Raw genomic sequence first — 23,883 nt, 5'->3', positions numbered from 1 at the left:
ACTTACACCCTTTCCTTATTCAGGATCTGCATGCCGTGACTGGGAAGCGGTTTTCCAAGGACACGCTGCATGTAATCCGCTGCTCTTTGGAGAGCGGATTCATCTATTCCTGTGTGAACCCCCATCTGGTGGAGCATATGAACAAGATCATCTGTTGCAAGGTTTCCGGAGGCTCCGTCCGCATAAGGGCAGCCGCCAAGACCGCCGAGAGACGCATCGAAGGTGGTGATTCCATGCTGCATGGATACCACGATGTTCGCCAGCGCCATTCCTCTCGTGTTATGAAAGTGCATCGCCATGTTTTCTAATGGAAGGTGCTGCTTCCAATAGTCAAGCGCTTCGTCCACCTGCTTTGGATCCGCTGTCCCGAGAGTGTCTCCCATGGATAACTCTTCAATGCCCATGCGCAACAATCGGTCACTTACCCGGAGGACCTGGTCCTGTGAGGTTTTCCCGTCATAAGGACACTCGAAGACTGTAGACACATAGCCCCGCACCTGTTTCCCTTCACGTTTAGCTGTCTGTACAACGTTTTCCAGCACAGGGAACGTGTCATCAATCGTTTTATTAATGTTCTTTAGATTGTGGGTTTCGCTGGCGGACATAAAGACGGCGACTTCATCGACATCAGCCGTTAAAGCTGCCTCCAGACCTTTTTGATTCGGAACGAGAGCGGCATACGTAACACCAGGTTTCCGTTCTATGGATGCGGCGACCTTTGCAGCATCCTTCAATTGCGGGATCCACTTCGGATGTACGAACGAACTGATTTCTATCGAAGACAATCCCGTTGCAGATAACAGATTGATCCAAGTGACTTTATTTTCGGTTGGGATTTCCTCTGCTTCGTTTTGAAGACCATCTCTTGGTCCGACTTCCTTTATCGTTACATGATCAGGCAGGTTCAGCATACCATCCGCTCCTATGATTCAATAATCGCAATAACGTCGCCTTCGTTGACAAAGTCCCCTTCGCTTACTTTCAGCTCTTTGATCGTCCCGGACGTTTCTGCGGAGATGGGGATTTCCATTTTCATCGATTCTAGGATAACGACATCCTCCCCGTCATTGATCTCAGCCCCTTCTTCTGCTGTGATTTTCCATACACTTCCTGCCATCGATGCTTTTACTTCAAACATGTGTAGTCCTCCTTTTAGTGGTTGGTTAAAGTAGGTAGATAATAGTTTTGAATGAAGCTTGTTGTTGTATCTCCTTCACGGAACCTATCATGGGTGATGATGCGTTTTAACATTGTCAGGTTGCATTTGATTCCCTCAATTTCATAGGCATGGAGTGCTTTGGCAAGACGTTCAGCCGCTTGGTTTCGATCACTGCCATGAACGACCAATTTAGCAATCATCGGATCATAAAAGGGCGTGACCTCTGATCCACTTTCCACGGCCAGTTCGTGCCTGATTCCAGGCCCTTCCGGAAGCACCAGGTTCGAAAGCGTCCCCGGTGATGGATAGAACGTATTCGGATCCTCAGCATATATGCGTACTTCAATCGCGTGTCCGTTGATCTGCAGACGATCCTGCTGAAGGTGTAGTTTGTCACCAGCGGCTATCTTCAGCTGCTGCTCTACAATATCCACACCTGATATTTCCTCTGTTACAGGATGCTCCACCTGCAGACGGGTGTTCATTTCAAGGAAATAATAGTTTTCATTCCGGTCCACAAGAAATTCAATCGTTCCGGCATTGGTGTATTGCAGACTCTCCACAGCCTTGATGGCACTGTCTCCCATTTCCCTGCGGGTTTTTTCTGAAAGGAACGGCGAAGGAGCTTCCTCTACCACTTTCTGATGCCTTCTTTGAATGGAGCATTCCCGTTCAAACAAATGAACAGCATGGCCGTGATGATCCGCAAGAACCTGAATTTCGATGTGGCGCGGCTCTTCTATTAACTTTTCAATAAACATTTTTCCATCTCCGAAAAATGCTTTGGCCCGTTTGGAATTTCCTTCAAATGCTTTTTCCAGTTCCTCATCAGAATGGACGGCCTGCATACCGATCCCGCCTCCGCCGGCAGCTGCCTTCAACATAACCGGATATCCGAACGTTTGAGCTGCTGCTTTCGCTGCTTCTACAGAAGCCACCGCTTCTTCAGTACCTGGAACGACAGGCACACCGGCCTGCTTCATTTCGGCACGCGCAGCAATTTTGTCTCCCATTTTTGCGATGACATCAGCTTCTGGTCCAATAAATGTGAGGCCTGCTTCTTTTACTCGTTGTGCAAACCCCGCATTTTCACTTAACAATCCGTATCCTGGATGAACCGCTTCAGCCCCGGATTTCAATGCCGCCTCCAAAATCTTATCGATGTTCAAATAAGACTCATTGACCCTGGGTTTTCCAATCAAATAACTTTCGTCCGCCATTTTTACAAAAGGAGCCTGTTGGTCGGCCTCAGAATAAACAGCAACGGTTTGGATCTGCATCCGCCGGCATGTACGGATGATGCGGGCTGCAATTTCCCCGCGGTTGGCAATCAATATTTTTTTGAACATCCAATTCCTCCCTCATTTTCCTGTCTGTAATAGATCGAGGGCATTTTCCCTCAATCTGAATTTCTGGATTTTTCCGCTGGCAGTCATCGGGTATTCCTGCGTAAATAAGATATAACGCGGAATTTTATGTTTGGAAATCCGCCCTTCACAAAATTCTTTGATATCGCTTTCATTTATGTGCGTATTTTCTTTTGGAATGATCCAGGCCATAATCTCTTCCCCGTACGTTTCATCCGGCACACCGACCACCTGGACATCCAGTACATCAGGATGCTGATACAGAAATTCTTCAATTTCCCTTGGATACACATTTTCTCCGCCGCGGATAATCATGTCTTTCATCCTTCCGGTTATTTCAATATAGCCCTCGTGATCCTTGACAGCGAGGTCCCCGGTATGGAGCCATCCATCAGGGTCTATGGCTGCGCTTGTCGCTTCCTCATTTTTGTAATAGCCTTCCATCACAAGATAGCCCCGGGTACAAAGTTCCCCTGGTACACCTGGTTCCACTTCTTCACCCGTAGCCGGTTCAATGATTTTCACCTCTACATTAGAGTGAGGACGGCCGACACTGCTGACCCGCAGGTGGACAGGATCATGCACATTGGTCTGGGTGATGACTGGTGAGGACTCGGTCTGCCCGTAAGCAATCGTGATTTCCTCCGCCCCCATTTTATGAATGACATTTTTCATCACTTCCATCGGGCATGTCGAACCCGCCATAATACCCGTGCGGAGGGTCGTAGGTTTTAAGTCTTCGAATTCTGGGTGATTGAGTTCTGCGATAAACATCGTCGGGACCCCATGCAGTGCTGTGCATGCCTCATCTTTCACTGCCTGCAGGACTTTTTTCGGTTCAAACTGTTCTAAAATGACCATTGCCGCGCCTTTGGAAACCGCAGCAAGCGTGCCCAGGACACATCCGAAGCAGTGGAAAAACGGGACAGGAATGCATAAACGATCCTGATGCGTCAGGTTCATGCTGCCGGCCACCTGGTTTCCATTGTTCACAATATTATAATGAGAAAGCATGACGCCTTTAGGAAAGCCGGTCGTGCCAGAGGTGTACTGCATGTTGATGACATCTGTGGACGTCAGCGACTGTTTTCTTGCCTCAAGCTCCTCATCCTGAATGGTCATCCCCATATCGACAACGTCCTGCCAGGAATAGCACCCTTTATGCGGAGTATCACTCAGAACAACAACGTTCTTTAAAAAAGGAAGCCGTTCACTCTGCAGGCTGCCTTTCTCTGAGTATTCCAGTTCCGGACAGATTTCCTTCAAAATGTTCATATAGGAGGCTCCGCGGAAGTCCTCAGCAAGAATGAGCGTAGAGGCATCCGACTGTTTCAGCAAATATTCAAGCTCCTGCGCGCGGTAGTTCGTATTTACGGTAACGAGCACACCGCCCATTTTCCCTGAAGCAAACTGCGTGATCAGCCACTCCGGCTTATTATCAGACCAAACAGCCAGATGATCGCCTTTTTCTATCCCTAGAGCCATCAGTCCTTTTGCGGCCGCATCAGCTTCTTCATTAAATGCCGCATACGTTTTACGAATCCCTTTTTCGGGATACACATAAGCTTCCTGATCTGGATATAGCGAAGCCTTTTCCTCCAACAGCTGTCCGACTGTTTGTTCGAGCAGTGTCATTCTCTCGTCCTCCTTCAATTAGCATCCCAGCTGGCGTGCGATGACCATACGCTGTATTTCAGATGTTCCTTCTCCTATTTCAAGAAGCTTGGCGTCTCTTAGAAAACGTTCGACTTCATATTCCCTCATGTATCCATACCCGCCATGGATTTGGATGGCTTGATTGGATGAACGGAACGCTGTTTCAGAGGCGAAAAGTTTCGCATACGCGGATTCCTTCGTGAAATCCTTTTTCTGATCCTTTAACCAGGCGGCTTTCAACACCATATTCCTTGCAAGCTCCACTTCCATGGCCATATCCGCCAGTTTAAATTGAATGGCTTGAAATTTTGATATGGACTGCCCGAACTGCTTCCGTTCCTTCGCATAGGCAAGGGCTTTATCCAAAGACGCCTGAGCAATACCGACAGCAAGGGCAGCAATAGATATACGGCCGCCGTCCAATGTATACAAAAACTGATGAAACCCTTTGGAAGGATCACCAAGAATGTTTTCCTTCGGTACTTTCACATCTTCCAATATGATTTCTGAAGTATTGGAACCACGGACACCCATTTTTTCGTAAGGGCTGGTAATGCTCATGCCTTTGGTGTCTTTAGGAATGATGAACGCGGAAATGATGTTTTTTCCGTCCTCACGCTTTCCCGAGACTGCCGTCACCGTAATGGACCTGGCATACTCTGCGTTGGTAATCCAGCATTTCTCTCCATTGATCACATAATGATCCCCCACTAATTCAGCGCGTGTTTTCGTACCGCCGGCATCCGAACCTGCATTTGGCTCTGTTAAACCAAAAGAAGCAAGTCCCTCTCCTTTAGCAAGCGGAATAAGATACTCCTGTTTCTGCTCTTCGGTACCGAAATAATAGATGGGACTCGCTCCAAGAGATACGGCTGCAGCATAACTCAGCCCTGTGGACCCGCATACACGGCCGATTTCCTCAACAGCCAGAGCGTACGTGACCGTGTCTCCGCCGGACCCGCCGTACTCCTCAGGAAATGGAATGCCAAGCAGACCGAGTCTCCCCATCTCATCGAAAATGTCCTTCGGAAACTCCGCATTTCGATCAATATCCACCGCTCTTGGTGCAATAACGTCATTCGCAAAGTCCCGTACCATTTTCCGTGTCATTTCCTGTTCCTTCGTCAGTTCAAAGTTCATTTTACTCCCCCTTGCTGTATTTTAGACCGACTGGTTGGTCTGTAAAGCACACAAAAAGAATGAAAGCGTTTACTTAACATCGTAAAAAAAAGGGACTTTATTCATATGATGCATGAGCTGCTCGCTGCTTCCGGGCAGTAAAAAGTGAAGGATTAAATCAATGTACACCTCCGCAATTTCATCAATGGAATACCTTCCATCCCGCTGATACCACTTGTATATCCAATTGACCATCCCTAAGACAGCCATAGCGGTTACTTCAAGAGGAAGTTCCTTTCTAAAATCACCGTCCGCCTGACCTTCATGGATAATCCCGAAAATGATGTCCTTAAATTCATCCCGTTTCCGTTTAATTTTTTCCTCGTAGGCCGGCTTTAAGTAGTTGCTTTCCTGATAGAAGACAGAAATATGTGGTTTGTATAAATCAAAAACTTTCACAAAAGAATGGATGACAGCCTGTATTTTGGCTGTTGGTGAGGTGTGAATCACGTTGGCTGCTCCAGCCTCTTTCAATACGTATGTAATAAAGGTGTCATGAATCACGAATAGGAGTTCATCCTTGGATTGAAAATGGTGGTAAAAGCCCCCTTTGGATGTCCCCGAGGCTGCTACAATCTGGTTAACCGTCACACCGTGAAAACCGTGTTCATCAAATAAGCGCAGAGAAGTTTCGAGAATGGTGCTGCGTAAGCGGCTCATACATCATCTCCCTTCAACTGAATATACCTTCATTTTATCATAGTATTTTGAAAATACAATCATATCCAATTTCTTTCCTGCGTCAAAAACGTACATTCTTTTGATTTTCCGGTTTTTCTTATTGATGGTTTTTTTGTTTTATCTATCGGAGTTGCTACTAAGTTTGAATAAAGAACGCCGACGGTTCATGAGCTTTGAACCGTCGGCGTTGATTTTTACTGGCTGTTTTCATCTTCCAGCTTAAAAGGCACTTCGTACCCTGGTTTCACCCAGGATTCGACAACACTTCCTTTTTGATCCACATCGAGGACGTAAGATCCGTTGCTGTACCGGTCATTCGCTTTCAAGTCCATCGGATTAACCGTCGTCGTCTCCTGCTTTTCTGTCATGAGTACAATCTGGTCTTCCCTTTGAACGAGATGAACATCTACAATTTGGTGCGGGTTTTTCTTCAGCTCCCGAAGCATAATTACACCGCGCTTGGCTCTGGACGTACGATCGAATTCCTTCAGTCTCATCCGCTTGGCAGCCCCGCGGTGAGTGGTCATGACGACCGAAGGGTCTTCTTCCGCTTTGAAAATCTGTCCGGATACGACCCGTTCGCCTTCTTTCAATGTCATGGCTTTGACGCCGGCCGCCCGCTGTCCCACGGTATTGACTTCATCTTCCTTGTACCAGAGGCCGTAACCTTTGCTGGAGGTGAGAAAAATATCCCCTGTCCCTTCCGTCATATGAACATCGACGACTTCATCATCGCCTTTCAAATTCACAGCCACGAGGGCTTTGGAATGCCGCTGCGCCTGATAAAGACGGAGTTCACTCTTTTTAACCATGCCGTTTTTCGTAAAGAACATCAGGAAATCCTCATCATTGAATTCCCGTATTGGAATAGCTTCCACAAGGTATTCGTCTTTTTCCACCTGAACGATGTTGGATATAAATTGACCCAAATCCTTCCAACGGATATCCGGCAGTTTATGAACAGGTAGAAACAGGTACTTCCCTAAATTCGTGAACAGCAGAACCGTATCGGTTGTATTCATTTCCACCAGACGCAGCAGGTGGTCACCGTCCTTCAGAGCAAAATCCTCGCCATTTGATGCCGCGTAGGATCGCAAGCTCGTCCGTTTAATGTAGCCGTGTTTTGTAATGGAAACGAGGACATCTTCACTGGCCACCATTACATCCAAGTCCACCTTCAGTTCCTGCACTTTATCTTCAATTTTTGTCAGTCGGTCATCTTTGTATTTTTTCTTCATGGCCCGCAGGTCGGACTTGATGACTTTCAGCATTTCCCGCTCACTTGTGAGAAGCTTTTCGAGCTCTTCAATCTGCTTCCTCAACTCTTCCGCTTCTGCTTGGAGAGCTGTAATGTCTGTGTTTGTCAGACGGTACAGCTGCAAGGTTACAATCGCTTCCGCCTGTTCCTCACTGAAAGCGTACTCCTGGATCAGCCGTGCCTTGGCATCTGCCTTATCTTTGGACGCACGAATTGTAGTGATGACATCATCAAGGATTGAAATCGCTTTGATCAATCCTTCCACAATGTGCGCACGGCGTTTCGCTTTATTCAAGTCATAAATGGACTGTCTGGTCACGACTTCTTTCTGGTGTGCGATATAGGCATCGAGCATCATCGGAAGATTGAGAAGCTTCGGAGTCCGGTCGTGGATCGCGACCATGTTGAAGTTATAGGAAATTTGAAGATCGGTATGCTTGTATAAGTAATTCAGGACACCTTCACTGTTGGCATCTTTTTTCAATTCAATCACAACGCGCAGGCCTGTACGGTCTGTTTCATCACGTACTTCTGCAATGCCCTCCACTTTTTTATCGATACGGAGTTCATCCATCCGCTTAACCATGCTGGCCTTATTGACTTCAAATGGGATTTCATCAATGACGATCTGTTCACGTCCGCCCCGCTGTTCCTGGATCTCCGCGCGGCCGCGGACAATGATTTTCCCTTTCCCTGTTTCATAGGCTTTTTTGATTCCGTCTACGCCTTGAATGATTCCTCCAGTGGAAAAGTCCGGACCTTTTAATTTGGTCATCAGCTCCGATACTTCCGCCTCAGGCTTGTCAATTTTCATGATGACCGCGTCAATGACCTCGCCAAGGTTATGGGAGGGAATTTCGGTTGCGTATCCGGCTGAAATTCCTGTGGATCCATTCACCAGCAGGTTGGGAAACTTCGCCGGGAGCACCGTCGGCTCTTCAATCGTGTCATCAAAGTTAGGAATGAATTCAACGGTCTGCTTCTCTATATCCCGCAGCAGTTCAGACGATATCGCTGAAAGCCTTGCTTCTGTATAACGCATGGCAGCCGGCGGGTCGCCGTCGACACTTCCGTTGTTTCCGTGCATTTCCACAAGCGGTTTGCGTACTTTCCATGTCTGACTCAGACGTACCATGGCATCATACACCGATGTATCTCCGTGAGGGTGGTAGTTACCAATAACGGTACCCACCGTTTTTGCGGATTTCCGGTACGCTTTATCGTGCGTATTCTTCTCCTGATGCATCGCATACAGGATTCTCCGCTGAACAGGCTTCAGCCCGTCCCTGGCATCAGGGAGGGCCCTTTCCTGGATAATATATTTACTGTATCTCCCGAAACGGTCTCCGAGAACTTCCTCTAAAGGTAAATCTAAAAATTTCTCTGCCTCAGCCAACAGAACGTCCCCCTTTTATGATTGGATTTTATCGTTTTCCAGAATGTTTGCTTCGTCTTCAAGACCGAAGGCAACGTGGGATTCAATCCATTTTCGGCGAGGTTCTACTTTGTCTCCCATCAATGTCGTAACTCTTCGTTCCACACGGGCAATATCATCAATTGTAACCCTGATCAGCGTTCTGGATTCTGGATTCATGGTCGTTTCCCACAGCTGGTCGGCATTCATTTCACCAAGACCTTTGTAGCGCTGTATCGTATACCCATTTTTGAATTCCTTCAGGATTTTCTGCATCCCATCCTCATCCCAGGCGTATTCGGTTTTTTCTTTCTTTCCTTTGCCTTTGGATACTTTATAAAGCGGTGGAAGGGCGATGAACACTTTGCCGGCTTCCACTAAGGGCCGCATATAGCGGTAAAAGAAGGTAAGCAGCAGCACCTGGATGTGGGCACCATCTGTATCCGCATCGGTCATGATGACAATTTTGTCGTAATTGCAGTCCTCAAGGGTGAAATCCCCTCCGACTCCTGCACCGATAGTATGAATAATCGTAGAAATCTCTTCGTTTTTAAAGATATCCGCAATTTTAGCTTTCTCTGTATTAATGACTTTACCGCGGAGAGGAAGAACAGCCTGAAATTTGCGGTCACGCCCCTGTTTGGCTGAACCGCCCGCAGAGTCCCCCTCTACAAGATACAGTTCGTTTTTCTCCGCATTTTTTGACTGCGCCGGAGTCAGTTTTCCGCTTAAAAGCGTATCCTTCCGCTTCTTTTTCTTACCGGAACGGGCGTCTTCCCTCGCTTTTCTCGCGGCTTCCCTTGCTTCTTTCGCCCTGATCGCCTTTTTAATCAGCATCGAGGCCGAATCGGGATTTTCCTCTAGGAAATAAGTGAGTTTCTCGGCTACCACACTGTCAACAGCCGACCGGGCTTCGGATGTCCCCAGCTTGCTTTTCGTCTGGCCTTCGAACTGAAGAAGCTCCTCAGGGATTCTTGCTGAAATGATCGCTGTAAAGCCTTCCCTGATATCGTTTCCTTCGAGGTTCTTATCTTTTTCCTTCAACAGCTGGGTTCGGCGTGCATAATCATTAAACACCCTGGTAACGGCTGTCTTCGCTCCCGATTCATGCGTTCCGCCATCCTTTGTACGAACGTTGTTGACGAAGGAAAGAATATTTTCTGCGAATCCATCGTTAAACTGAAACGCAAAGTCCACTTCTATCTCTGACTGTATGCCTTCAAACGATACGACGTGATGAAGGGTGTCTTTCTCTTCATTTAAATATTTAACAAATGAAACCAGTCCATCATCATACTGGTATTCCTCTTTCTCTCCATCCTTACGCTCATCGACTAAGATGATACGAAAGCCTTTCAGAAGAAAAGCCGCTTCTCTCAGTCTTTCCGAAAGGGTTTCAAAATTAAACTTCGTTACAGAAAAAATTTCAGGATCCGGCTTGAACCGGATGGTTGTCCCTGTTTTGCGTGTGGCTCCCTTTTTTTCCAGGGAGGTAACAGGCACGCCCCCTTTTTCAAAACGCTGATAGTACTTCTCCCCATCACGGCAGATATGAACTTCCAGCCATTCGGATAAAGCATTAACCACAGATGCTCCGACGCCGTGAAGACCGCCGGAGGATTTGTATCCGCCCTGACCGAATTTACCTCCGGCGTGTAAAACGGTTAAAATTACTTCCGGTGTCGGCTTACCGGTTTTATGCATCCCTACAGGCATACCGCGGGCTTCATCCTGCACAGAAACGCTTCCATCTTTATGAAGGGTAACCGTCATCTTTTGTCCGAATCCAGATAAAGCTTCATCGATGGCGTTATCCACGATTTCGTGGACGAGGTGATGAAGACCACGGTGGTCCGTAGATCCAATGTACATCCCCGGTCGCTTCCGGACAGCCTCCAGCCCCTCCAATACTTGTATAGAATCATCTGAATACGTATGATTTTGACTCGACAATTTCCCATCGGCTCCTTTCTCTTACACAGCAACTAATTATCATGATAGAACAAACGTTCGATTGTGTAAATGACTTTCCTGTTTACACGGGCAGATTCAGTTATAAGACACGCAGTGGAACAGAGGGTTTTTCCCGTTCTATTCTGCTGCCTGTCTTATGCCTGCTTATATCGTTTCGTGAAATGGATGCTGTTTATACAACCGCTCTCAAAAAAACACTGCTTGTTATATTGTAGCGATTTTACATCGTTTCGCAAACATAATTCTTCCAGATAACGTGAAAAAATCCCTGAAAGGACAGGGATTTTTCAAATTCATCTTTATTTGATCACCGGTATAAGCTGTGCGCAACCTTGATACAGGAGTCCATAATCACCTTTGTGGAAGTATCTTTCAACTGTTCCCACGCTTCTTCATGATACACTCCCTGTTGAGCCCAGAAAGCTTTCGCCCCAAGGCTCCGGGCTTCTTCGGCCACTCCCGGCAGGTATTCAGATCGGCGGAACACATTTACAATATCCACCGGCTCCTCGATCTCCTGAAGCGAAGCGGCGGCCGGTTCGCCAAGCACTTCCGTTATCGTCGGGTTTACAGGAATAATTTTGTACCCTGCCGCCTGCATGGCTTCACTGATCTGGTAGGACGTGCGGTGTGGTTTATCGGATAGTCCGACAACCGCAATTGTTTTAGATTCTTTTAATACATTCTTAATCTCCTCTGGAGACGGATGTTCAAATGGCATGTCCATTCCTCCTATTCTTCGATAAGCCCTTCTTCAACGAGATATTCACGGGCCACCGTTTCTGGTGAACGGTCTTCAAAATCCACTTCATAGTTCATTTCCCGCATTTCATCTCCGGTAATCCTACCGCCCAGTTGATTTAAAGCATCTTCGATTTCCGGATACTGATCAAGTGTTTCCTGTCTCATCAACGGGGCACCCTGGTACGGAGGAAACAGATTTTCCGGATCTTCCAGCACTTTGAGGTTCAAGTCCACCATATACCCTGCTGTGGCATAGGCATCAATGATGTCCACTTCGCCATTGGAGATCGCTCCCTGGCGGAGACCTGGATCCATTGTTCTTACTTCCCCGAGATCAAGATCATACACTTCCTTCATTCCCTGATAACCGTCCTGGCGGTCATTGAATTCGAGGGTGAATCCGGCTGTTATTTGATCTTCCACTTGTTTCAAGTCCCCGATGCTTTCCAGTCCGTACTGCCCGGCAAGCTCTTCCGTCGTTGCGACAGCATACGTATTATTGAACTGCATCGGCTCCAGGTAGGCCATGTCATATTGTTCACTCATTCCATCGGCTGCCTGCTGGTAAACTTCCTGTTCCTTGTTACTTTGCGCCTGTTCTCCCATAAGGGAAACGATGGCAGTTCCTGTGAATTCAGGATAAATATCAATGCTTCCTTCTTCAAGAGCGCTGAAAACAAGGTCTGTTTTCCCAAGGTTTGGTTTTAAACCAACCTGAAGATCTGTTTCCTCTTCGATGAGAAGTTTGTACATGTTGATTAAAATGGCCGGTTCGGACCCGAGTTTAGCCCCGAGAACGAGATCATTCTGCGATTTGCTGCTGAACAGCAGCGGTCCTACAGCGATGAGTGCGGCAATAACAAGAAGACTGACGAGCGAGCGGAACCCGGACTTTGCTGATGTCCGTTCAAACAATCGGAGGATAAGATCCAACAGAATCGCAAGCAGAGCCGCAGGAATCGCTCCGAGAAGGATCAAATTGGCATCGCCTCCACGATCAAGACCGAGCAGGATCAAGTCACCAAGGCCTCCAGCTCCAATGAGTGCGGCAATGGTCGTCGTACCCACAATCAAGACCATCGATGTCCGGATACCCGCCATGATGACCGGCATCGCAAGCGGCAGTTCGACGCGGGATAACCGTCTGAAGGAACTCATTCCCATCCCGGTAGCCGCTTCTTTTAATGCCGGATCCACTTCTTTTATTCCAGTGTACGTATTTCTGAGTATTGGAAGCAGTCCATATGCTGCCAAAGCTATGATGGCGGGCGTTTCGCCGATTCCAAAAAAAGGAATCAAGAAAGCGAGGACGGCCAGGCTGGGAATAGTCTGAAGAACCGCTGTCACCCCGATTACAGGTTCAGCAATGTTCAATTTTCTCGTTAACAGCAAGCCGAGCGGTACAGAAATCAATGTTGCGATCACAAGGGCAATAATGGAGATCTGCAGGTGCTCCCACACTTTCTCCCACAGTACATCCTGTCGTTCTGCAAAAACCTGAATAAATCCATTCACAGCTGAACAGCCCCCTGTTCCTCATCAGATTTCTCTTTTAAGTAATGAACGATATCTTTATAGGAAAGAGTACCGACGAGCTGGTCTCCTTTTATAACGGGAAGAACCCGGTGGGAGCCTTTTTCAAATTCAGAGACGGCTTCCCGGAGAACCGTTCCGTTCTTCAGGACCGGCATCATGACTTCCCTGCCGTCCGTGACGCCTGTTTGATACACACCTTTTTCTGAGGTGAGAACATACGATCCGTTGTCCGGAATCAGCCCCTGTTGAAAGTCGTGATAAGGGAAAATCCTGCTTCCGGACTGATCCATAATGATATCCACAGCTGTCAGCCATGGGGATTTCCTGCCTCCGATAAAATCACGGACAAAATCATCCGCCGGATGGAGAAGGAAATTCTGCGGTGTATCGACCTGGACAATCCCGCCTTCTTTCATCAGGCAGACGCGGTCTCCCAGGGCCAGGGCTTCATCCATATCGTGCGTCACGAACACAATGGTCTTTTTAATTTCCTGCTGCAGGTTCCGGATATCCTTTTGAAGCTGCTCCCGGCTGATTGGATCAAGGGCACTGAACGGTTCGTCCATGAGGATAATATCCGGGTCCGCTGCCAATGCTCTAATCACCCCTACACGCTGCTGCTGTCCACCTGAAAGTTCACTCGGTTTACGTTTCCGGTGTTTCTCAGGGTCAAGACCGACCATCTGCATCAACTCATCAATCCGCGCGGATACATCTTTTTTCTTCCATTTCTTCATTTCAGGAACAATGGCGATGTTCTCCTCAATCGTCATGTGTGGAAAGAGGGCGATTTCCTGAAGAACATAACCGATGTTCCAACGCAGTTCATGAACGTTGTATTCTTTAATGTCCTTATTATGTATCGCTATCGTCCCATCAGTTGGATGAATGAGCCGGTTGATCATTTTCATCGTCGTTGTCTTTCCACATCCACTCGGACCGATCAGGGTGAGCAGTTCCCCTTCTTTCACCTCGAGATTTATATGTTTTAAAGCCGCCGTCCCATCCGGGTACGTTTTGGACACATCTGTAAAAGTTATCATGCATTTCCTCCTTCATAAACTAAAGACCGTACTATTTACCCACATTCACACACCTTGAAACCTATTGCAATTATTCAACCTTCCCGCACAAAAGCGGTGGAAAAGCCTTGTCACAACTTTTCTGATTGGTATAATAAGATGTTGCGGCGTTTGATTTGCAGCTTTCCGTCATATACATAGAGGTTCTTGGAAGAAAGAGAAGCTGATAGAATTTTCCGTTCTTTCTCCAACGTCGTCATGATAAAATAAAAGAAAGTAATGAAGGAGTTGAACTTATTGGAATATCTACTCTATTCCCTTACCGCCTATCTCCTCGGCTCCATTCCATCAGGACTGATCGTTGGAAAAGTGGGTTATGGCACAGATATCAGAGAACATGGCAGCGGAAATCTCGGTGGGACGAATACGTTCCGCGTTCTCGGAGTAAAAGCCGGCTTGATCGTTACGATTGCCGATATTTTAAAAGGGACGCTGGCTGCCGCCCTTCCATTTTTTCTCGGAGCAGAAGTCATCCCGCTTATTATAGGTATTTTTGCCGTGATTGGTCATATGTATCCCGTATTTGCCGGGTTCAAGGGAGGGAAGGCCGTCGCTACGTCCGGAGGCGTGATTCTCGGAGTGAACCCTCTGGTGTTTCTTGTACTTGTGCTATCGTTTTTCATCCTATTATATTTGACCAAATATGTATCCCTTTCCTCAATGGTGTGCGGGCTTGTCGGGATAACAGCTTCCATCCTTCTGCAGGAGTATGGCTTGACGATGGTGATATCTGTCTTTACGATTTTTGTCATCTACCGGCACCGCTCTAATATTAAAAGAATCATCAATAAGACAGAACCTAAAATCACGTGGATGTAACACGAAAGCCTGTCCTCCAAGGATAGGCTTTCTTTAATTGAAGCATCCTAGATAGACGGCACATTTCCATAAGCATTCCATTGTCATTAAAGAAATACATAAGGTATACTTTGACATAGAAAGAAGGCCTGAAAGGAGTCCTTGCTATGAATAAAACCGAACTAAATCAGACAAAACAGCTGCCTACTAAAGAAGAAAGACATAAATTATTCGGGTCTGTCGATCCAGGTCCGCGCACGAAACCCGTTGAAAAAGATCAGATGGCTGATCTTCAAAATTCAAGAAAAGATTTTCTATTCGATATTGATATGGTCGGTATTTCCAACGTGAAGCATCCGATCCGTATCCCAAGCAGCATGACCCCGCAGATACAAACGACCATCGGTACTTTTTCCTTTGGTTCCTCGATTGCTAAAGGCAGTAAAGGAACGAATATGAGCCGGTTCACTGAACAGCTTGATAAATATCACAACGAAGGTTTTGCCATAGATATTGAAACATTGAAGCAGTTCACCGAAGAACTGGCCGGACGCCTGAAACAGACGGACGCTGAAGTGGAAGTCACCTTCCCATGGTTCTTTGAGAGGAAAGGTCCTTATTCCGACCTGACAGGAATGAATCATGCGGATGCCACTATCCGGGTGGAGTACGATCAGGAGACCGGTCATGATGTCACGGTATCCCTGACTGGGAAAATTACGACGCTGTGCCCATGCTCGAAGGAAATCAGTGAGTACAGTGCGCACAATCAACGCGGGAATGTGACGATGACGGTCAAACTGACAGACGACTTCAATGAACAGGAGATCGATTGGAAAGCTGCCCTGCTGGAAGCCGCTGAAAGCAATGCAAGTGCCAGGATCCACCCGGTGCTCAAACGTCCGGATGAGAAAATGGTCACGGAGCAGGCCTATGAGAACCCCCGGTTTGTCGAGGATATCGTCCGTCTTGTCGCTGCCGATCTGTATGAATATCCATTTGTGGAATCCTTTGAAGTTCAGTGCCGGAATGAGGAATCGATTCACCTTCACGACGCAGTGGCTTCCTTGAGCTACGACAAGAAGCTGGAGCGTACACAGGAAGAACGATGAAACAGGTCATGATCGGCATGATCCGTTTTTATCAAAAGGGAATCAGCCCCTTTTTTCCACCGAGCTGCCGTTTTCAGCCTACCTGCTCCTCATACGGACTTGAGGCTTATAAGCGCTTTGGCTTTTTTAAAGGAACATGGCTGACGGCGCGGCGGATTTTAAAATGCCATCCTTTCCATCCGGGTGGATTCGACCCTGTACCGATGAAAAAAGAACACGCAGACAAGTAAAGCGGAGACGGAACGTTTACCTTCTCCTCTTTACGGATATAGCAGGATATAGATGATTTTTAATGACAGGAGTTGAGCTGAGATATGAATTTAACTGTAACCGAAGAAGCTGCCGAATGGTACGAAAATGAACTCGATATTGATGAACAGGCCCATCTCCGTTTTTACGTCAGGTACGGTGGGACCGGGGGCCTTCAGCCTGGATTTTCCCTGGCAATTAAATTGGAGGAACCTACTGAACCGGTCGCCGAAACAAAAACAGGACGGATTCATTTCTTTATAGAATCAGATGATGCCTGGTATTTTGATGATCATTCCCTGGAAGTTCAATATGATACAAAATGGGAAGAACCTTCCTTCGAATATAAAAAATAAAGACGCCCTTGGGGCGTCTTTATTTATGTCTCTTTTCTCCTGAGCGCGAAACGCTCAATATGATCCCATCTACCTTCCGCTTTTAATATCTCATACTGTTTATTTCCGAACAAATCAAAATGAGGATAAGGGTCAAGATGGATCCATCCCGGGTGAAGGTCGTAGCGGCTTCCCCACTTCTTTAATGCATCCAGGTCACTGCATCCGGCTTTTGTCACGGTATCACAGCCTGGAAAACGATCATCGATCCAGAAATGTGTAAGAAATGCCACTTCCCCATTCTGGACTTGATGTTTCCACGCCTGCAGCTCTTCCCTTTTTACACCGAACGCCATCAGCCTGTCGTCTCCATTGCTGAAAGATAAGCCTCATGCCATGCAGGAAAGCTTTTTCGGATAGACACCGGGCGGAAACTGCCGCTTTTTACAACTACGTGCTTGGTGACACCAGTCACGGCTGTAGACCCGTCAGCGTGCACCACTTCATACCCGTAGGATACCCGGAGACCGTCATAGGACTCCACCCATGTGCGCACGCAGACATCATCTCCGTAGCGGACAGGTTTTTTAAAGCTGACCTGTGCGTCAATGACCGGTGAAACGACTCCTTCTTTTTCAATTTCCGCATAGCTGAACCCCAGGCCGTCGATAAAAGCGGTCCGGCCGATTTCAAACCAAATCAAATAATTGGCATGATAGACGACCCCCATCATATCGGTTTCCTGATACCTGACCTGGATTGGTGTTTCCACAATTTTCATCACTAAGACTCCCTTCTCACTGCACTCCAGGCTTTTTCCAAGTCTGGCAGTTCAAGCTCGTTCATATCCTCAGGCTCATCTTCAAGCATACGGATGGCCTGGTATTGGACGGCTTCATTTACTAGATTATTAACAAAACGTCCGTTTCCGCGAATATAGTGCCCGGCATATTTTTCGAGCAGGTACGACTCGGCCCATTCATTGAAAAAGTAACCGTAATTCTGTGCATGGTAGTGGGTCATTTCCAACAGCTCCTGTTCTGTATAATCAGGGAACTGAAAGTATTTCTTGAATCGGGACGACAGCCCTGGATTACTTTCAACCAGCTGCTCCATCTCGACCTTATAACCCGCTAAAATGACAACGAGGTTCTCGTTATGCTTTGTCATCTCATCTACAAGTGTTTCAATGGCTTCTTTTCCGAAATCATCACGTCCCCCATTATAAAGGGCATACGCTTCATCGATAAAAAGAACGCCGCCGAGCGCTTCTCTGATTTTTCGTTTGGTTTTTATGGCGGTCTGACCGACATAGCCGGCTACAAGATCAGATCGGGATGCGACAACCATGTGCCCCCTCTTCAATAGACCGCATTCTTTTAATACATCGGCATAGATGGAGGCGACGGTTGTCTTCCCTGTTCCCGGGTTTCCTGAGAAAACGGAATGAAGCTGAATAGGTACAACCGGGTATCCTTTTTCTTTCCGTTTCTGCTGGGCCTGCACGAATGATGACAACTTCCGGACTTCTGTTTTAACACTTGAAAGACCGATCAATTCATCAAGCCGCTGCATAGGGGAACGTTCTTCCAGCTTATCGTCCTTATCCCACGATAAGTCTTCCGTCGTAATCCGCATATGATCAAGCCAGTGCTGTTTATCACGCTCTGCTTCCTGTGCTCCTTTGTGAAACACCGTTTTTAACACCAGGTTTTTTACTGTTCTGGCATTTCCGAATGAATCATCGACCCGTTCTTTATCGATCAGGGAGTCAAACTGCTTTCTGGCCTGTTCTGTAAAAAAGAAATCATTCTCAAGCGCCGTCTGTTCGGCTATATTCATGAGTTCATCCATCTGATAGTCCGGGAGTTCAATGTGATTCTGCTCCGGGAATCGGCTCCTTAGTCCTGGGTTGGACCATAAGAACTGGCGCATTTCCTCTGGATACCCAGCCATGATGACCGCAAACTTTCCGCCGTATTCCTTGCTTGTCATGGCAGACACCAGGGTGTCTATGACGGCTTGTCCATAATCATTGCCTGTCTGACCTTCCCTGCGCAGGCTGTAGGCTTCGTCAATGAACAACACCCCACCGATGGCCTGTTTCACATAGTTCATCGTGTTCTCTTCACTTTGACCGACATATGAACCGACCAGATGCGAACGGTTGACTTCAACAACCTCTTTCGTATCAAGAATACCAAGCTCATGGTAAATATTAGCCAACAGTCGGGCCATCGTCGTTTTCCCTGTCCCGGGGTTACCTGTAATGATCATATGTAACCCTGGTTCATCCACCATGGTAAAGCCGAAGTTTTTCCGTTCCTGCTGATACTGCAGGAAGCGGTAGTAGCGGTGGATGTAGTCTTTTACATCCTGCAGGCCGACCATTTGATCCAGGGCTTCCAACGGATTACGGCTTGCTGTTTCCGTTAAAAACTCCGGCAGCCGCCGGTGGATGTCATCCTGTTTATCAGAAAGCTGCCTTGTCCGCTCATTCACTTCCTTGACCGGTACACGGATTCTCCGATTCTCAATGGAATGGATGGCTTCTTCAAGCATCTCCTTCAGCTCTACCAGCTCGTTATAAATATCCTGGTAAATTTTCAGACGACTGGAAACATCAAGCAGGGGCTTTTCTGCCAGGTCATGATTCCATTGACTGATGACTTCTTTCACATCTTCATGTATCGATTTTACTTTTTTAGCTTTTGCAGAGTCATGGTCCGTCTCGTGGAGGATCCACTGCTCCAAAGGTGTCTCCTTCAGTATGGCGTACGCCTTCATCAGCTGTTTTGACTCATAAAGGTCGGTAACCAGGGAGTGGGACCCTTCCAGCCGGCGGGCTTCATCAATAAACTGATCGGCCAGTGGGTCTTCCCCGGGGTGTCTTTTCATCCTGTGATAAGCAAGGGCGGTATAAAGGACCGCTTTCAGTTCCTTGTCCTCCGTCCCTTCATTCACATACCGGAGGGCCTCCACCTCTGTAATAGGAGGGGCCTGATCTATACTTTTCCATTGTCTCAACGTATTCAGCATCTACATCACTTCCTTTTCTATCACCGGTTTACATTTTATCATAGTCACCGGAACATGTAGATGAAGATGCACACGATATGAAAAACCGCTTCTCCTTTTAGAGAAGCGGTCAGCTCTTTAATATTGTTGATGTCGGGAATGGGCGTACTCTTCTTTGATCTCCTGCCTCATCGCTCGGAGAGACTCATTTCTCCGTTTGTTTTTGTCTTCAATGTTATGCTGTTCCTCTTCTGTAGCATACGCAAGAGCATCATGAGAAGCTTCAATGTTTTCAATCGTGTTCTGCACTTTCTCCTGAATCCGGTCTACATTGTCGGCACGGTTATCTGGATTTGGTTTTTGATTGGCCATATGCTGTTGTTTATGAGACATACAAAACCCTCCTGTCTGCGTTCAATCGCCCCATCCTCATGGAGTCATCCTTACTTTCCCCATAAAGGACGGATTTATGAACACGTAAAAAAAGAAAAGCAGATTCCGGTTTATGACGGAATCTGCTTTAAACGGTCCTTATGTCTTTTTTCTATACGATCATCAATCTGATCCATCAGCTTTTGATCAGACTCAATCGTTCTTATGTTTTCTTTTACACGCTCTTCAAAAGAAACAGGTTTATGTTTTCTCATGGAAATCTCTCCTTTACTGGTATGATTTCCACTTTGGACAAAAATTATTCCTATTTTAGCGCATTTTTCATTTTTTCCATATCCTCATATGTCATTGGCCCTACGATCCGGGGCTCCTGGATAGTGCCGTCTGTCCCGATGAAATAGGTGGTCGGTATCGAAATGATCTGATAATCCTGATTCAAGGATAATTCCTTATCCAGCAGCACTGGGAACGTGTAGCCTCCGTCCTCTACGAACGTAGCAACATTCTCTATGCTTTTTTCAGAACCTGTCCCATTCACAGCAAGGATAACGACTTCTTCTCCATATGCTTCCTGAAAACGCTGCATTTCAGGCATTTCTTCCCTGCACGGCGGACACCATGTCGCCCAGTAATTCAGAAACACCTTTTTCCCTTTAAAATCAGAGAGGCTGACCTTTTCACCCTCGAGAGTTTCCAACGTAAAATCAGGAGCAGTATCTCCCACCTGCAGCCCTTCAGGAGCATTGGGGGCCGTCATCCCTGTACCGTCCTGACTGCCGCTGATTCCAGGCTCATCTGAAGTCTGATGTTCCGCGCTTTTTTCCTGTGTTACAGAAAAGAGGCCGAATATGAGAAGTCCGGCTAAAAAAAGACCAGCGATCCATTTCTGCATAGATTTCCCCCGCTTCTGGTTGTCCTTATTCTATGTATAAGAATATAAAAAAAGATTATGTCCGTAAAGCAGGGAATAAAAAAAGACCGCTCAAAAGAGCGGCCTCTCTTTCCCATTATTTAAGCTTATTACGCAGAACCATCTGCAGGATTCCACCATGGCGGTAGTAATCCACTTCCACTTCACTGTCAAAACGGGCAATGACATCAAATTCTTTCTTATTGCCTTCTTCATCCACAGCGGTTACCTTAACAAGGTCACGCGGCTTCACGTCTTCACCGACTTCAACGTCGAACGTCTCCCGGCCTGTAAGACCAAGGGATTCAACAGAATCTTCCGGTTTGAACTGCAGTGGAAGAACTCCCATCATGACAAGGTTGGAACGGTGGATACGCTCAAAGCTCTCAGCGATTACTGTCTTAATGCCGAGAAGGTCGGTCCCCTTGGCCGCCCAGTCACGGGAACTTCCCATACCATAATCATTACCGGCAATGACCATCAGAGGCGTTTGATCCTCCTGATACTTCATAGCTGCCGTATAAATCGGCATGACTTCTTCTGTCGGCCAGTAAGTTGTAAATCCACCTTCTGTACCCGGCGCAAGCTCGTTACGGATCCGGATGTTGGCGAACGTTCCGCGCATCATCACTTCATGGTTACCACGGCGGGAACCGTAGGAGTTGAAGTTACGCGGGCTGACTCCTTTATCCTGCAGGTACTCTCCTGCCGGCATATCTTTTGGAATCGCTCCTGCCGGTGAAATGTGGTCCGTCGTAACAGAATCACCGAACTTACCAACAACCCGCATTCCATTCAGTGGTTTAACTGTCTCGGGATCTTTGGAAAGACCTTCAAAGAACGGCGGGTTCTGGATATATGTGGAATCATCATTCCAATCATATAATGGCTCATCTGTCGTCTGGATTTCATTCCATTTTTCATTGGAATTGAAGACACTTTCATATTCTTTACGGAAGATTTCCGGAGTCACTACGCGGGCGATTTCCGCTTTAATTTCTTCCTGGGAAGGCCAGACATCGTCAAAGTAGATACCTTTTCCATCCGCTGTTTTACCGATCGGCTCATTTTTCAGGTCGATATCAACCGTACCAGCCAGTGCATACGCAACAACAAGCGGCGGAGAAGCCAGGTAGTTGGCTTTCACGAGCGGGTGGATACGCCCTTCAAAGTTCCGGTTACCGGAAAGAACAGAGGACACGGTAAGGTCACTGTCAGCAATCGCTTTTTCAATCTCAGGAAGAAGCGGACCGGAGTTTCCGATACATGTTGTACAGCCGTACCCGACAAGGTTGAAGCCAAGCTGGTTTAAGTAATCCATTAATCCTGAATCCTCAAGATAGCGGGTTACAACCTTGGAGCCCGGTGCAAGGGACGTCTTCACATAGTCAGGAACCTGCAGTCCGGCTTCCACCGCTTTTTTCGCAACAAGTCCGGCTCCAAGCATAACGTGCGGGTTGGAGGTGTTTGTACAGGACGTGATCGCTGCGATTGCAAGAGCACCTGTTTTCATGACCGTTTTGTCGCCGTTTTCGAACTGGACTTCCGCCTCTTTCTTAAATTCAGACTTATCAAGTCCGAATCCGTGGTTGCCGGCAGGGCCGGTGATCGCTTTTTCGAAGGAGTCCTTCATCTTGGATAATGGAATCAAATCCTGTGGACGCTTAGGACCGGACAAGTTCGGCTCCAGCTCCCCGAGATCGATTTCAACCAATGACGTAAATTCAGGATCTTCGAAAGATGGATCATACCAGAGGTTGTTGCGCTTGGAATATTCTTCGACAAGGTTGATCTGCTCTTCGCTTCGTCCAGTCAGACGGAGATATTCCAGAGATTCCCCGTCCACCGGGAAGAAGCCGCATGTAGCTCCATATTCCGGTGCCATGTTGGAAATCGTAGCACGGTCAGCCAATGGCATTTCCTGTAGTCCTGGACCAAAGAACTCCACAAACTTCCCGACAACGTTCTGCTCACGAAGCACCTGGGTTACTTTCAATGCAAGGTCCGTAGCTGTTGTCCCCTGTGGGAAGCTGCCATTCAGCTTGACCCCGATGACTTCCGGTGCAGGGAAATAAGACGGCTGACCAAGCATTCCAGCTTCAGCCTCAATGCCACCAACACCCCAGCCAAGAACACCGAGACCGTTGATCATCGTCGTATGGGAGTCTGTACCTACAAGTGTATCCGGGTAAGCCTCATAGGTGCCGTCTTCCGCTTCCAGCGCGTGAACGACATTTGCAATATATTCAAGGTTTACCTGGTGGACAATACCTGTTGCCGGTGGAACAGCACGGTAGTTATCAAAAGCTTTCTGGGCCCAGTGAAGGAATTCATAACGCTCTTTGTTTCGTTCAAACTCAAGCTCCATATTCACATTCAGTGCATCAGGTGTGCCGTATTTATCCACCTGGACAGAGTGGTCGATGACAAGATCCACCGGTACTTCCGGGTTGATTTTGTCTGGACTTCCGCCCATGTCGACCATTGCTCTTCTCAAGGAAGCAAGATCAACAACAGCCGGTACGCCGGTGAAGTCCTGCAGAATAACACGGGAAGGTTTGAATGGTACATCTTCCCCTTTTGATTTTTCAGTTCCCCAGTTTGCTAGACTCTCCACGTGCTCATCTTTGATGACACGTCCGTCGTGCTGACGAAGCAGAGACTCCAGTAGGATACGGATGGAGAAAGGCAGACGGGAAATCTTGCCGTGTCCCGCATCTTCTAAGGCTTTCAGATCATAATAGTTATAGGTTTGGCCGTTTAGGTCAAATTGTTTGCGAGCTTGAAATGCATTGCTAGCCATTTTCCTTTTACCCCCTCATCAATATTCAAACAATGGCCTTTATAGAGGCGTCATTGTTCCCCAAATTTGTACATTTGAACCCTTATGTATTACCCAGGTATCAAATCCGCACTATTAATTGTAAATGAAAACGATTTATAAGTAAAATGAATGACAGCAAATTTTTCTGAATTGGGAGTTTTTTAAACAAAAAACAACATTCCATCTCTACTTGA

General features: G+C 47.1%; 22 protein-coding genes. 4 read left to right on the top strand and 18 right to left on the bottom strand.

Annotated elements, in window-relative coordinates:
- Window positions 1-2: 2 nt before the first annotated feature.
- The 11 genes from ACXAGL_RS17665 to ACXAGL_RS17615 all read right to left on the bottom strand — a co-directional run bounded on the left by ACXAGL_RS17665 (window position 3) and on the right by ACXAGL_RS17615 (window position 14,011).
- Window positions 3-911 (bottom strand): hydroxymethylglutaryl-CoA lyase, encoded by a 909-nt coding sequence (locus ACXAGL_RS17665; protein WP_474991969.1) that lies wholly within the window; start codon window positions 909-911, stop codon window positions 3-5.
- An 11-nt stretch (window positions 912-922) separates the two neighbouring features.
- Window positions 923-1,138, bottom strand: coding sequence for an acetyl-CoA carboxylase biotin carboxyl carrier protein subunit (locus ACXAGL_RS17660; protein WP_474968604.1), 216 nt, complete (start codon window positions 1,136-1,138; stop codon window positions 923-925).
- A gap of 14 nt (window positions 1,139-1,152) precedes the next feature.
- Complete coding sequence (locus ACXAGL_RS17655) at window positions 1,153-2,508, bottom strand: acetyl-CoA carboxylase biotin carboxylase subunit (RefSeq protein WP_474968603.1); 1,356 nt, start codon at window positions 2,506-2,508, stop codon at window positions 1,153-1,155.
- Between the two features lie 12 nt (window positions 2,509-2,520).
- Window positions 2,521-4,161 (bottom strand): AMP-binding protein, encoded by a 1,641-nt coding sequence (locus tag ACXAGL_RS17650; protein ID WP_474991968.1) that lies wholly within the window; start codon window positions 4,159-4,161, stop codon window positions 2,521-2,523.
- 18 nt (window positions 4,162-4,179) lie between these two features.
- A complete protein-coding gene (locus ACXAGL_RS17645; RefSeq protein ID WP_474991967.1) occupies window positions 4,180-5,322 on the bottom strand; it encodes an acyl-CoA dehydrogenase in 1,143 nt (380 codons plus the stop codon).
- Between the two features lie 69 nt (window positions 5,323-5,391).
- Window positions 5,392-6,021, bottom strand: coding sequence for a TetR/AcrR family transcriptional regulator (locus ACXAGL_RS17640; RefSeq protein ID WP_474991966.1), 630 nt, complete (start codon window positions 6,019-6,021; stop codon window positions 5,392-5,394).
- A 215-nt stretch (window positions 6,022-6,236) separates the two neighbouring features.
- Window positions 6,237-8,696 carry a DNA topoisomerase IV subunit A gene (gene parC, locus ACXAGL_RS17635; RefSeq protein ID WP_474968599.1) on the bottom strand — a complete coding sequence of 820 codons (2,460 nt, stop codon included), beginning with the start codon at window positions 8,694-8,696 and terminating at the stop codon, window positions 6,237-6,239.
- A 15-nt stretch (window positions 8,697-8,711) separates the two neighbouring features.
- Window positions 8,712-10,667 (bottom strand): DNA topoisomerase IV subunit B, encoded by a 1,956-nt coding sequence (parE, locus tag ACXAGL_RS17630; RefSeq protein ID WP_474968598.1) that lies wholly within the window; start codon window positions 10,665-10,667, stop codon window positions 8,712-8,714.
- Between the two features lie 328 nt (window positions 10,668-10,995).
- Entirely contained in the window at window positions 10,996-11,409 is a 414-nt protein-coding gene (locus tag ACXAGL_RS17625) for a CoA-binding protein (RefSeq protein ID WP_474968596.1), read from the bottom strand.
- Window positions 11,410-11,420: 11 nt separating this feature from the next.
- A complete protein-coding gene (locus ACXAGL_RS17620; protein ID WP_474991965.1) occupies window positions 11,421-12,947 on the bottom strand; it encodes an ABC transporter permease/substrate-binding protein in 1,527 nt (508 codons plus the stop codon).
- Window positions 12,944-14,011, bottom strand: coding sequence for an ABC transporter ATP-binding protein (locus ACXAGL_RS17615; RefSeq protein ID WP_474968594.1), 1,068 nt, complete (start codon window positions 14,009-14,011; stop codon window positions 12,944-12,946). Before ACXAGL_RS17615 ends, ACXAGL_RS17620 begins: the two co-directional genes overlap by 4 nt.
- A 276-nt stretch (window positions 14,012-14,287) precedes the next feature.
- On the opposite strand from ACXAGL_RS17615, the gene plsY reads away from it, so the two are divergent.
- From plsY to ACXAGL_RS17595, 4 genes are all read left to right on the top strand, one after another.
- The gene (gene plsY / locus ACXAGL_RS17610) at window positions 14,288-14,869 is read left to right on the top strand and encodes a glycerol-3-phosphate 1-O-acyltransferase PlsY (RefSeq protein ID WP_474971428.1); all 582 of its coding nucleotides are present in this window, start codon (window positions 14,288-14,290) and stop codon (window positions 14,867-14,869) included.
- 146 nt (window positions 14,870-15,015) lie between these two features.
- Window positions 15,016-15,960, top strand: a complete 945-nt coding sequence (gene folE2, locus ACXAGL_RS17605) for a GTP cyclohydrolase FolE2 (protein ID WP_027954310.1) — start codon at window positions 15,016-15,018, stop codon at window positions 15,958-15,960.
- Window positions 15,957-16,190, top strand: coding sequence for a membrane protein insertion efficiency factor YidD (gene yidD / locus ACXAGL_RS17600; protein WP_474968591.1), 234 nt, complete (start codon window positions 15,957-15,959; stop codon window positions 16,188-16,190). Before folE2 ends, yidD begins: the two co-directional genes overlap by 4 nt.
- Window positions 16,191-16,274: 84 nt before the next feature.
- Entirely contained in the window at window positions 16,275-16,565 is a 291-nt protein-coding gene (locus ACXAGL_RS17595) for a HesB/YadR/YfhF family protein (protein ID WP_474968590.1), read from the top strand.
- Between the two features lie 23 nt (window positions 16,566-16,588).
- Here the strand turns inward: ACXAGL_RS17595 and ACXAGL_RS17590 are convergent, their stop codons facing one another.
- The 7 genes from ACXAGL_RS17590 to acnA all read right to left on the bottom strand — a co-directional run bounded on the left by ACXAGL_RS17590 (window position 16,589) and on the right by acnA (window position 23,668).
- Window positions 16,589-16,900, bottom strand: coding sequence for a hypothetical protein (locus ACXAGL_RS17590; RefSeq protein WP_474971430.1), 312 nt, complete (start codon window positions 16,898-16,900; stop codon window positions 16,589-16,591).
- Window positions 16,900-17,325 (bottom strand): acyl-CoA thioesterase, encoded by a 426-nt coding sequence (locus tag ACXAGL_RS17585; RefSeq protein WP_474968588.1) that lies wholly within the window; start codon window positions 17,323-17,325, stop codon window positions 16,900-16,902. Before ACXAGL_RS17585 ends, ACXAGL_RS17590 begins: the two co-directional genes overlap by 1 nt.
- A gap of 2 nt (window positions 17,326-17,327) precedes the next feature.
- A complete protein-coding gene (locus ACXAGL_RS17580; RefSeq protein WP_474968587.1) occupies window positions 17,328-19,583 on the bottom strand; it encodes an AAA family ATPase in 2,256 nt (751 codons plus the stop codon).
- A 117-nt stretch (window positions 19,584-19,700) separates the two neighbouring features.
- Complete coding sequence (tlp, locus tag ACXAGL_RS17575) at window positions 19,701-19,934, bottom strand: small acid-soluble spore protein Tlp (RefSeq protein ID WP_474992398.1); 234 nt, start codon at window positions 19,932-19,934, stop codon at window positions 19,701-19,703.
- A gap of 131 nt (window positions 19,935-20,065) precedes the next feature.
- On the bottom strand, window positions 20,066-20,209 hold the full coding sequence (locus ACXAGL_RS17570; protein ID WP_084163013.1) for an FbpB family small basic protein: 144 nt from the start codon (window positions 20,207-20,209) through the stop codon (window positions 20,066-20,068).
- Between the two features lie 50 nt (window positions 20,210-20,259).
- Window positions 20,260-20,847: a TlpA family protein disulfide reductase gene (locus ACXAGL_RS17565; protein WP_474971432.1), complete on the bottom strand. Its 588-nt coding sequence runs from the start codon at window positions 20,845-20,847 to the stop codon at window positions 20,260-20,262.
- A gap of 115 nt (window positions 20,848-20,962) precedes the next feature.
- Window positions 20,963-23,668 carry an aconitate hydratase AcnA gene (gene acnA, locus ACXAGL_RS17560; RefSeq protein WP_474971433.1) on the bottom strand — a complete coding sequence of 902 codons (2,706 nt, stop codon included), beginning with the start codon at window positions 23,666-23,668 and terminating at the stop codon, window positions 20,963-20,965.
- Window positions 23,669-23,883 lie beyond the last annotated feature (215 nt).

The organism is Halobacillus sp. ABA4_118 (genome assembly GCF_056160205.1).
The sequence above is the reverse complement of the archived record's forward strand: the minus strand, read 5'-3'. Positions and strand labels throughout refer to the sequence as shown.

Excerpts from the sequence above, each read along its gene's own strand:
- ACXAGL_RS17665 (WP_474991969.1), bottom strand. The coding sequence starts at position 911 with ATGCTGAACCTGCCTGATCATGTAACGATAAAGGAAGTCGGACCAAGA.
- ACXAGL_RS17660 (WP_474968604.1), bottom strand. The coding sequence starts at position 1,138 with ATGTTTGAAGTAAAAGCATCGATGGCAGGAAGTGTATGGAAAATCACA.
- ACXAGL_RS17655 (WP_474968603.1), bottom strand. The coding sequence starts at position 2,508 with ATGTTCAAAAAAATATTGATTGCCAACCGCGGGGAAATTGCAGCCCGC.
- ACXAGL_RS17650 (WP_474991968.1), bottom strand. The coding sequence starts at position 4,161 with ATGACACTGCTCGAACAAACAGTCGGACAGCTGTTGGAGGAAAAGGCT.
- ACXAGL_RS17645 (WP_474991967.1), bottom strand. The coding sequence starts at position 5,322 with ATGAACTTTGAACTGACGAAGGAACAGGAAATGACACGGAAAATGGTA.
- ACXAGL_RS17640 (WP_474991966.1), bottom strand. The coding sequence starts at position 6,021 with ATGAGCCGCTTACGCAGCACCATTCTCGAAACTTCTCTGCGCTTATTT.
- ACXAGL_RS17625 (WP_474968596.1), bottom strand. The coding sequence starts at position 11,409 with ATGCCATTTGAACATCCGTCTCCAGAGGAGATTAAGAATGTATTAAAA.
- ACXAGL_RS17615 (WP_474968594.1), bottom strand. The coding sequence starts at position 14,011 with ATGATAACTTTTACAGATGTGTCCAAAACGTACCCGGATGGGACGGCG.
- folE2 (WP_027954310.1), top strand. The coding sequence starts at position 15,016 with ATGAATAAAACCGAACTAAATCAGACAAAACAGCTGCCTACTAAAGAA.
- yidD (WP_474968591.1), top strand. The coding sequence starts at position 15,957 with ATGAAACAGGTCATGATCGGCATGATCCGTTTTTATCAAAAGGGAATC.
- ACXAGL_RS17595 (WP_474968590.1), top strand. The coding sequence starts at position 16,275 with ATGAATTTAACTGTAACCGAAGAAGCTGCCGAATGGTACGAAAATGAA.
- ACXAGL_RS17590 (WP_474971430.1), bottom strand. The coding sequence starts at position 16,900 with ATGGCGTTCGGTGTAAAAAGGGAAGAGCTGCAGGCGTGGAAACATCAA.
- ACXAGL_RS17585 (WP_474968588.1), bottom strand. The coding sequence starts at position 17,325 with ATGAAAATTGTGGAAACACCAATCCAGGTCAGGTATCAGGAAACCGAT.
- ACXAGL_RS17580 (WP_474968587.1), bottom strand. The coding sequence starts at position 19,583 with ATGCTGAATACGTTGAGACAATGGAAAAGTATAGATCAGGCCCCTCCT.
- tlp (WP_474992398.1), bottom strand. The coding sequence starts at position 19,934 with ATGGCCAATCAAAAACCAAATCCAGATAACCGTGCCGACAATGTAGAC.
- ACXAGL_RS17570 (WP_084163013.1), bottom strand. The coding sequence starts at position 20,209 with ATGAGAAAACATAAACCTGTTTCTTTTGAAGAGCGTGTAAAAGAAAAC.
- ACXAGL_RS17565 (WP_474971432.1), bottom strand. The coding sequence starts at position 20,847 with ATGCAGAAATGGATCGCTGGTCTTTTTTTAGCCGGACTTCTCATATTC.
- acnA (WP_474971433.1), bottom strand. The coding sequence starts at position 23,668 with ATGGCTAGCAATGCATTTCAAGCTCGCAAACAATTTGACCTAAACGGC.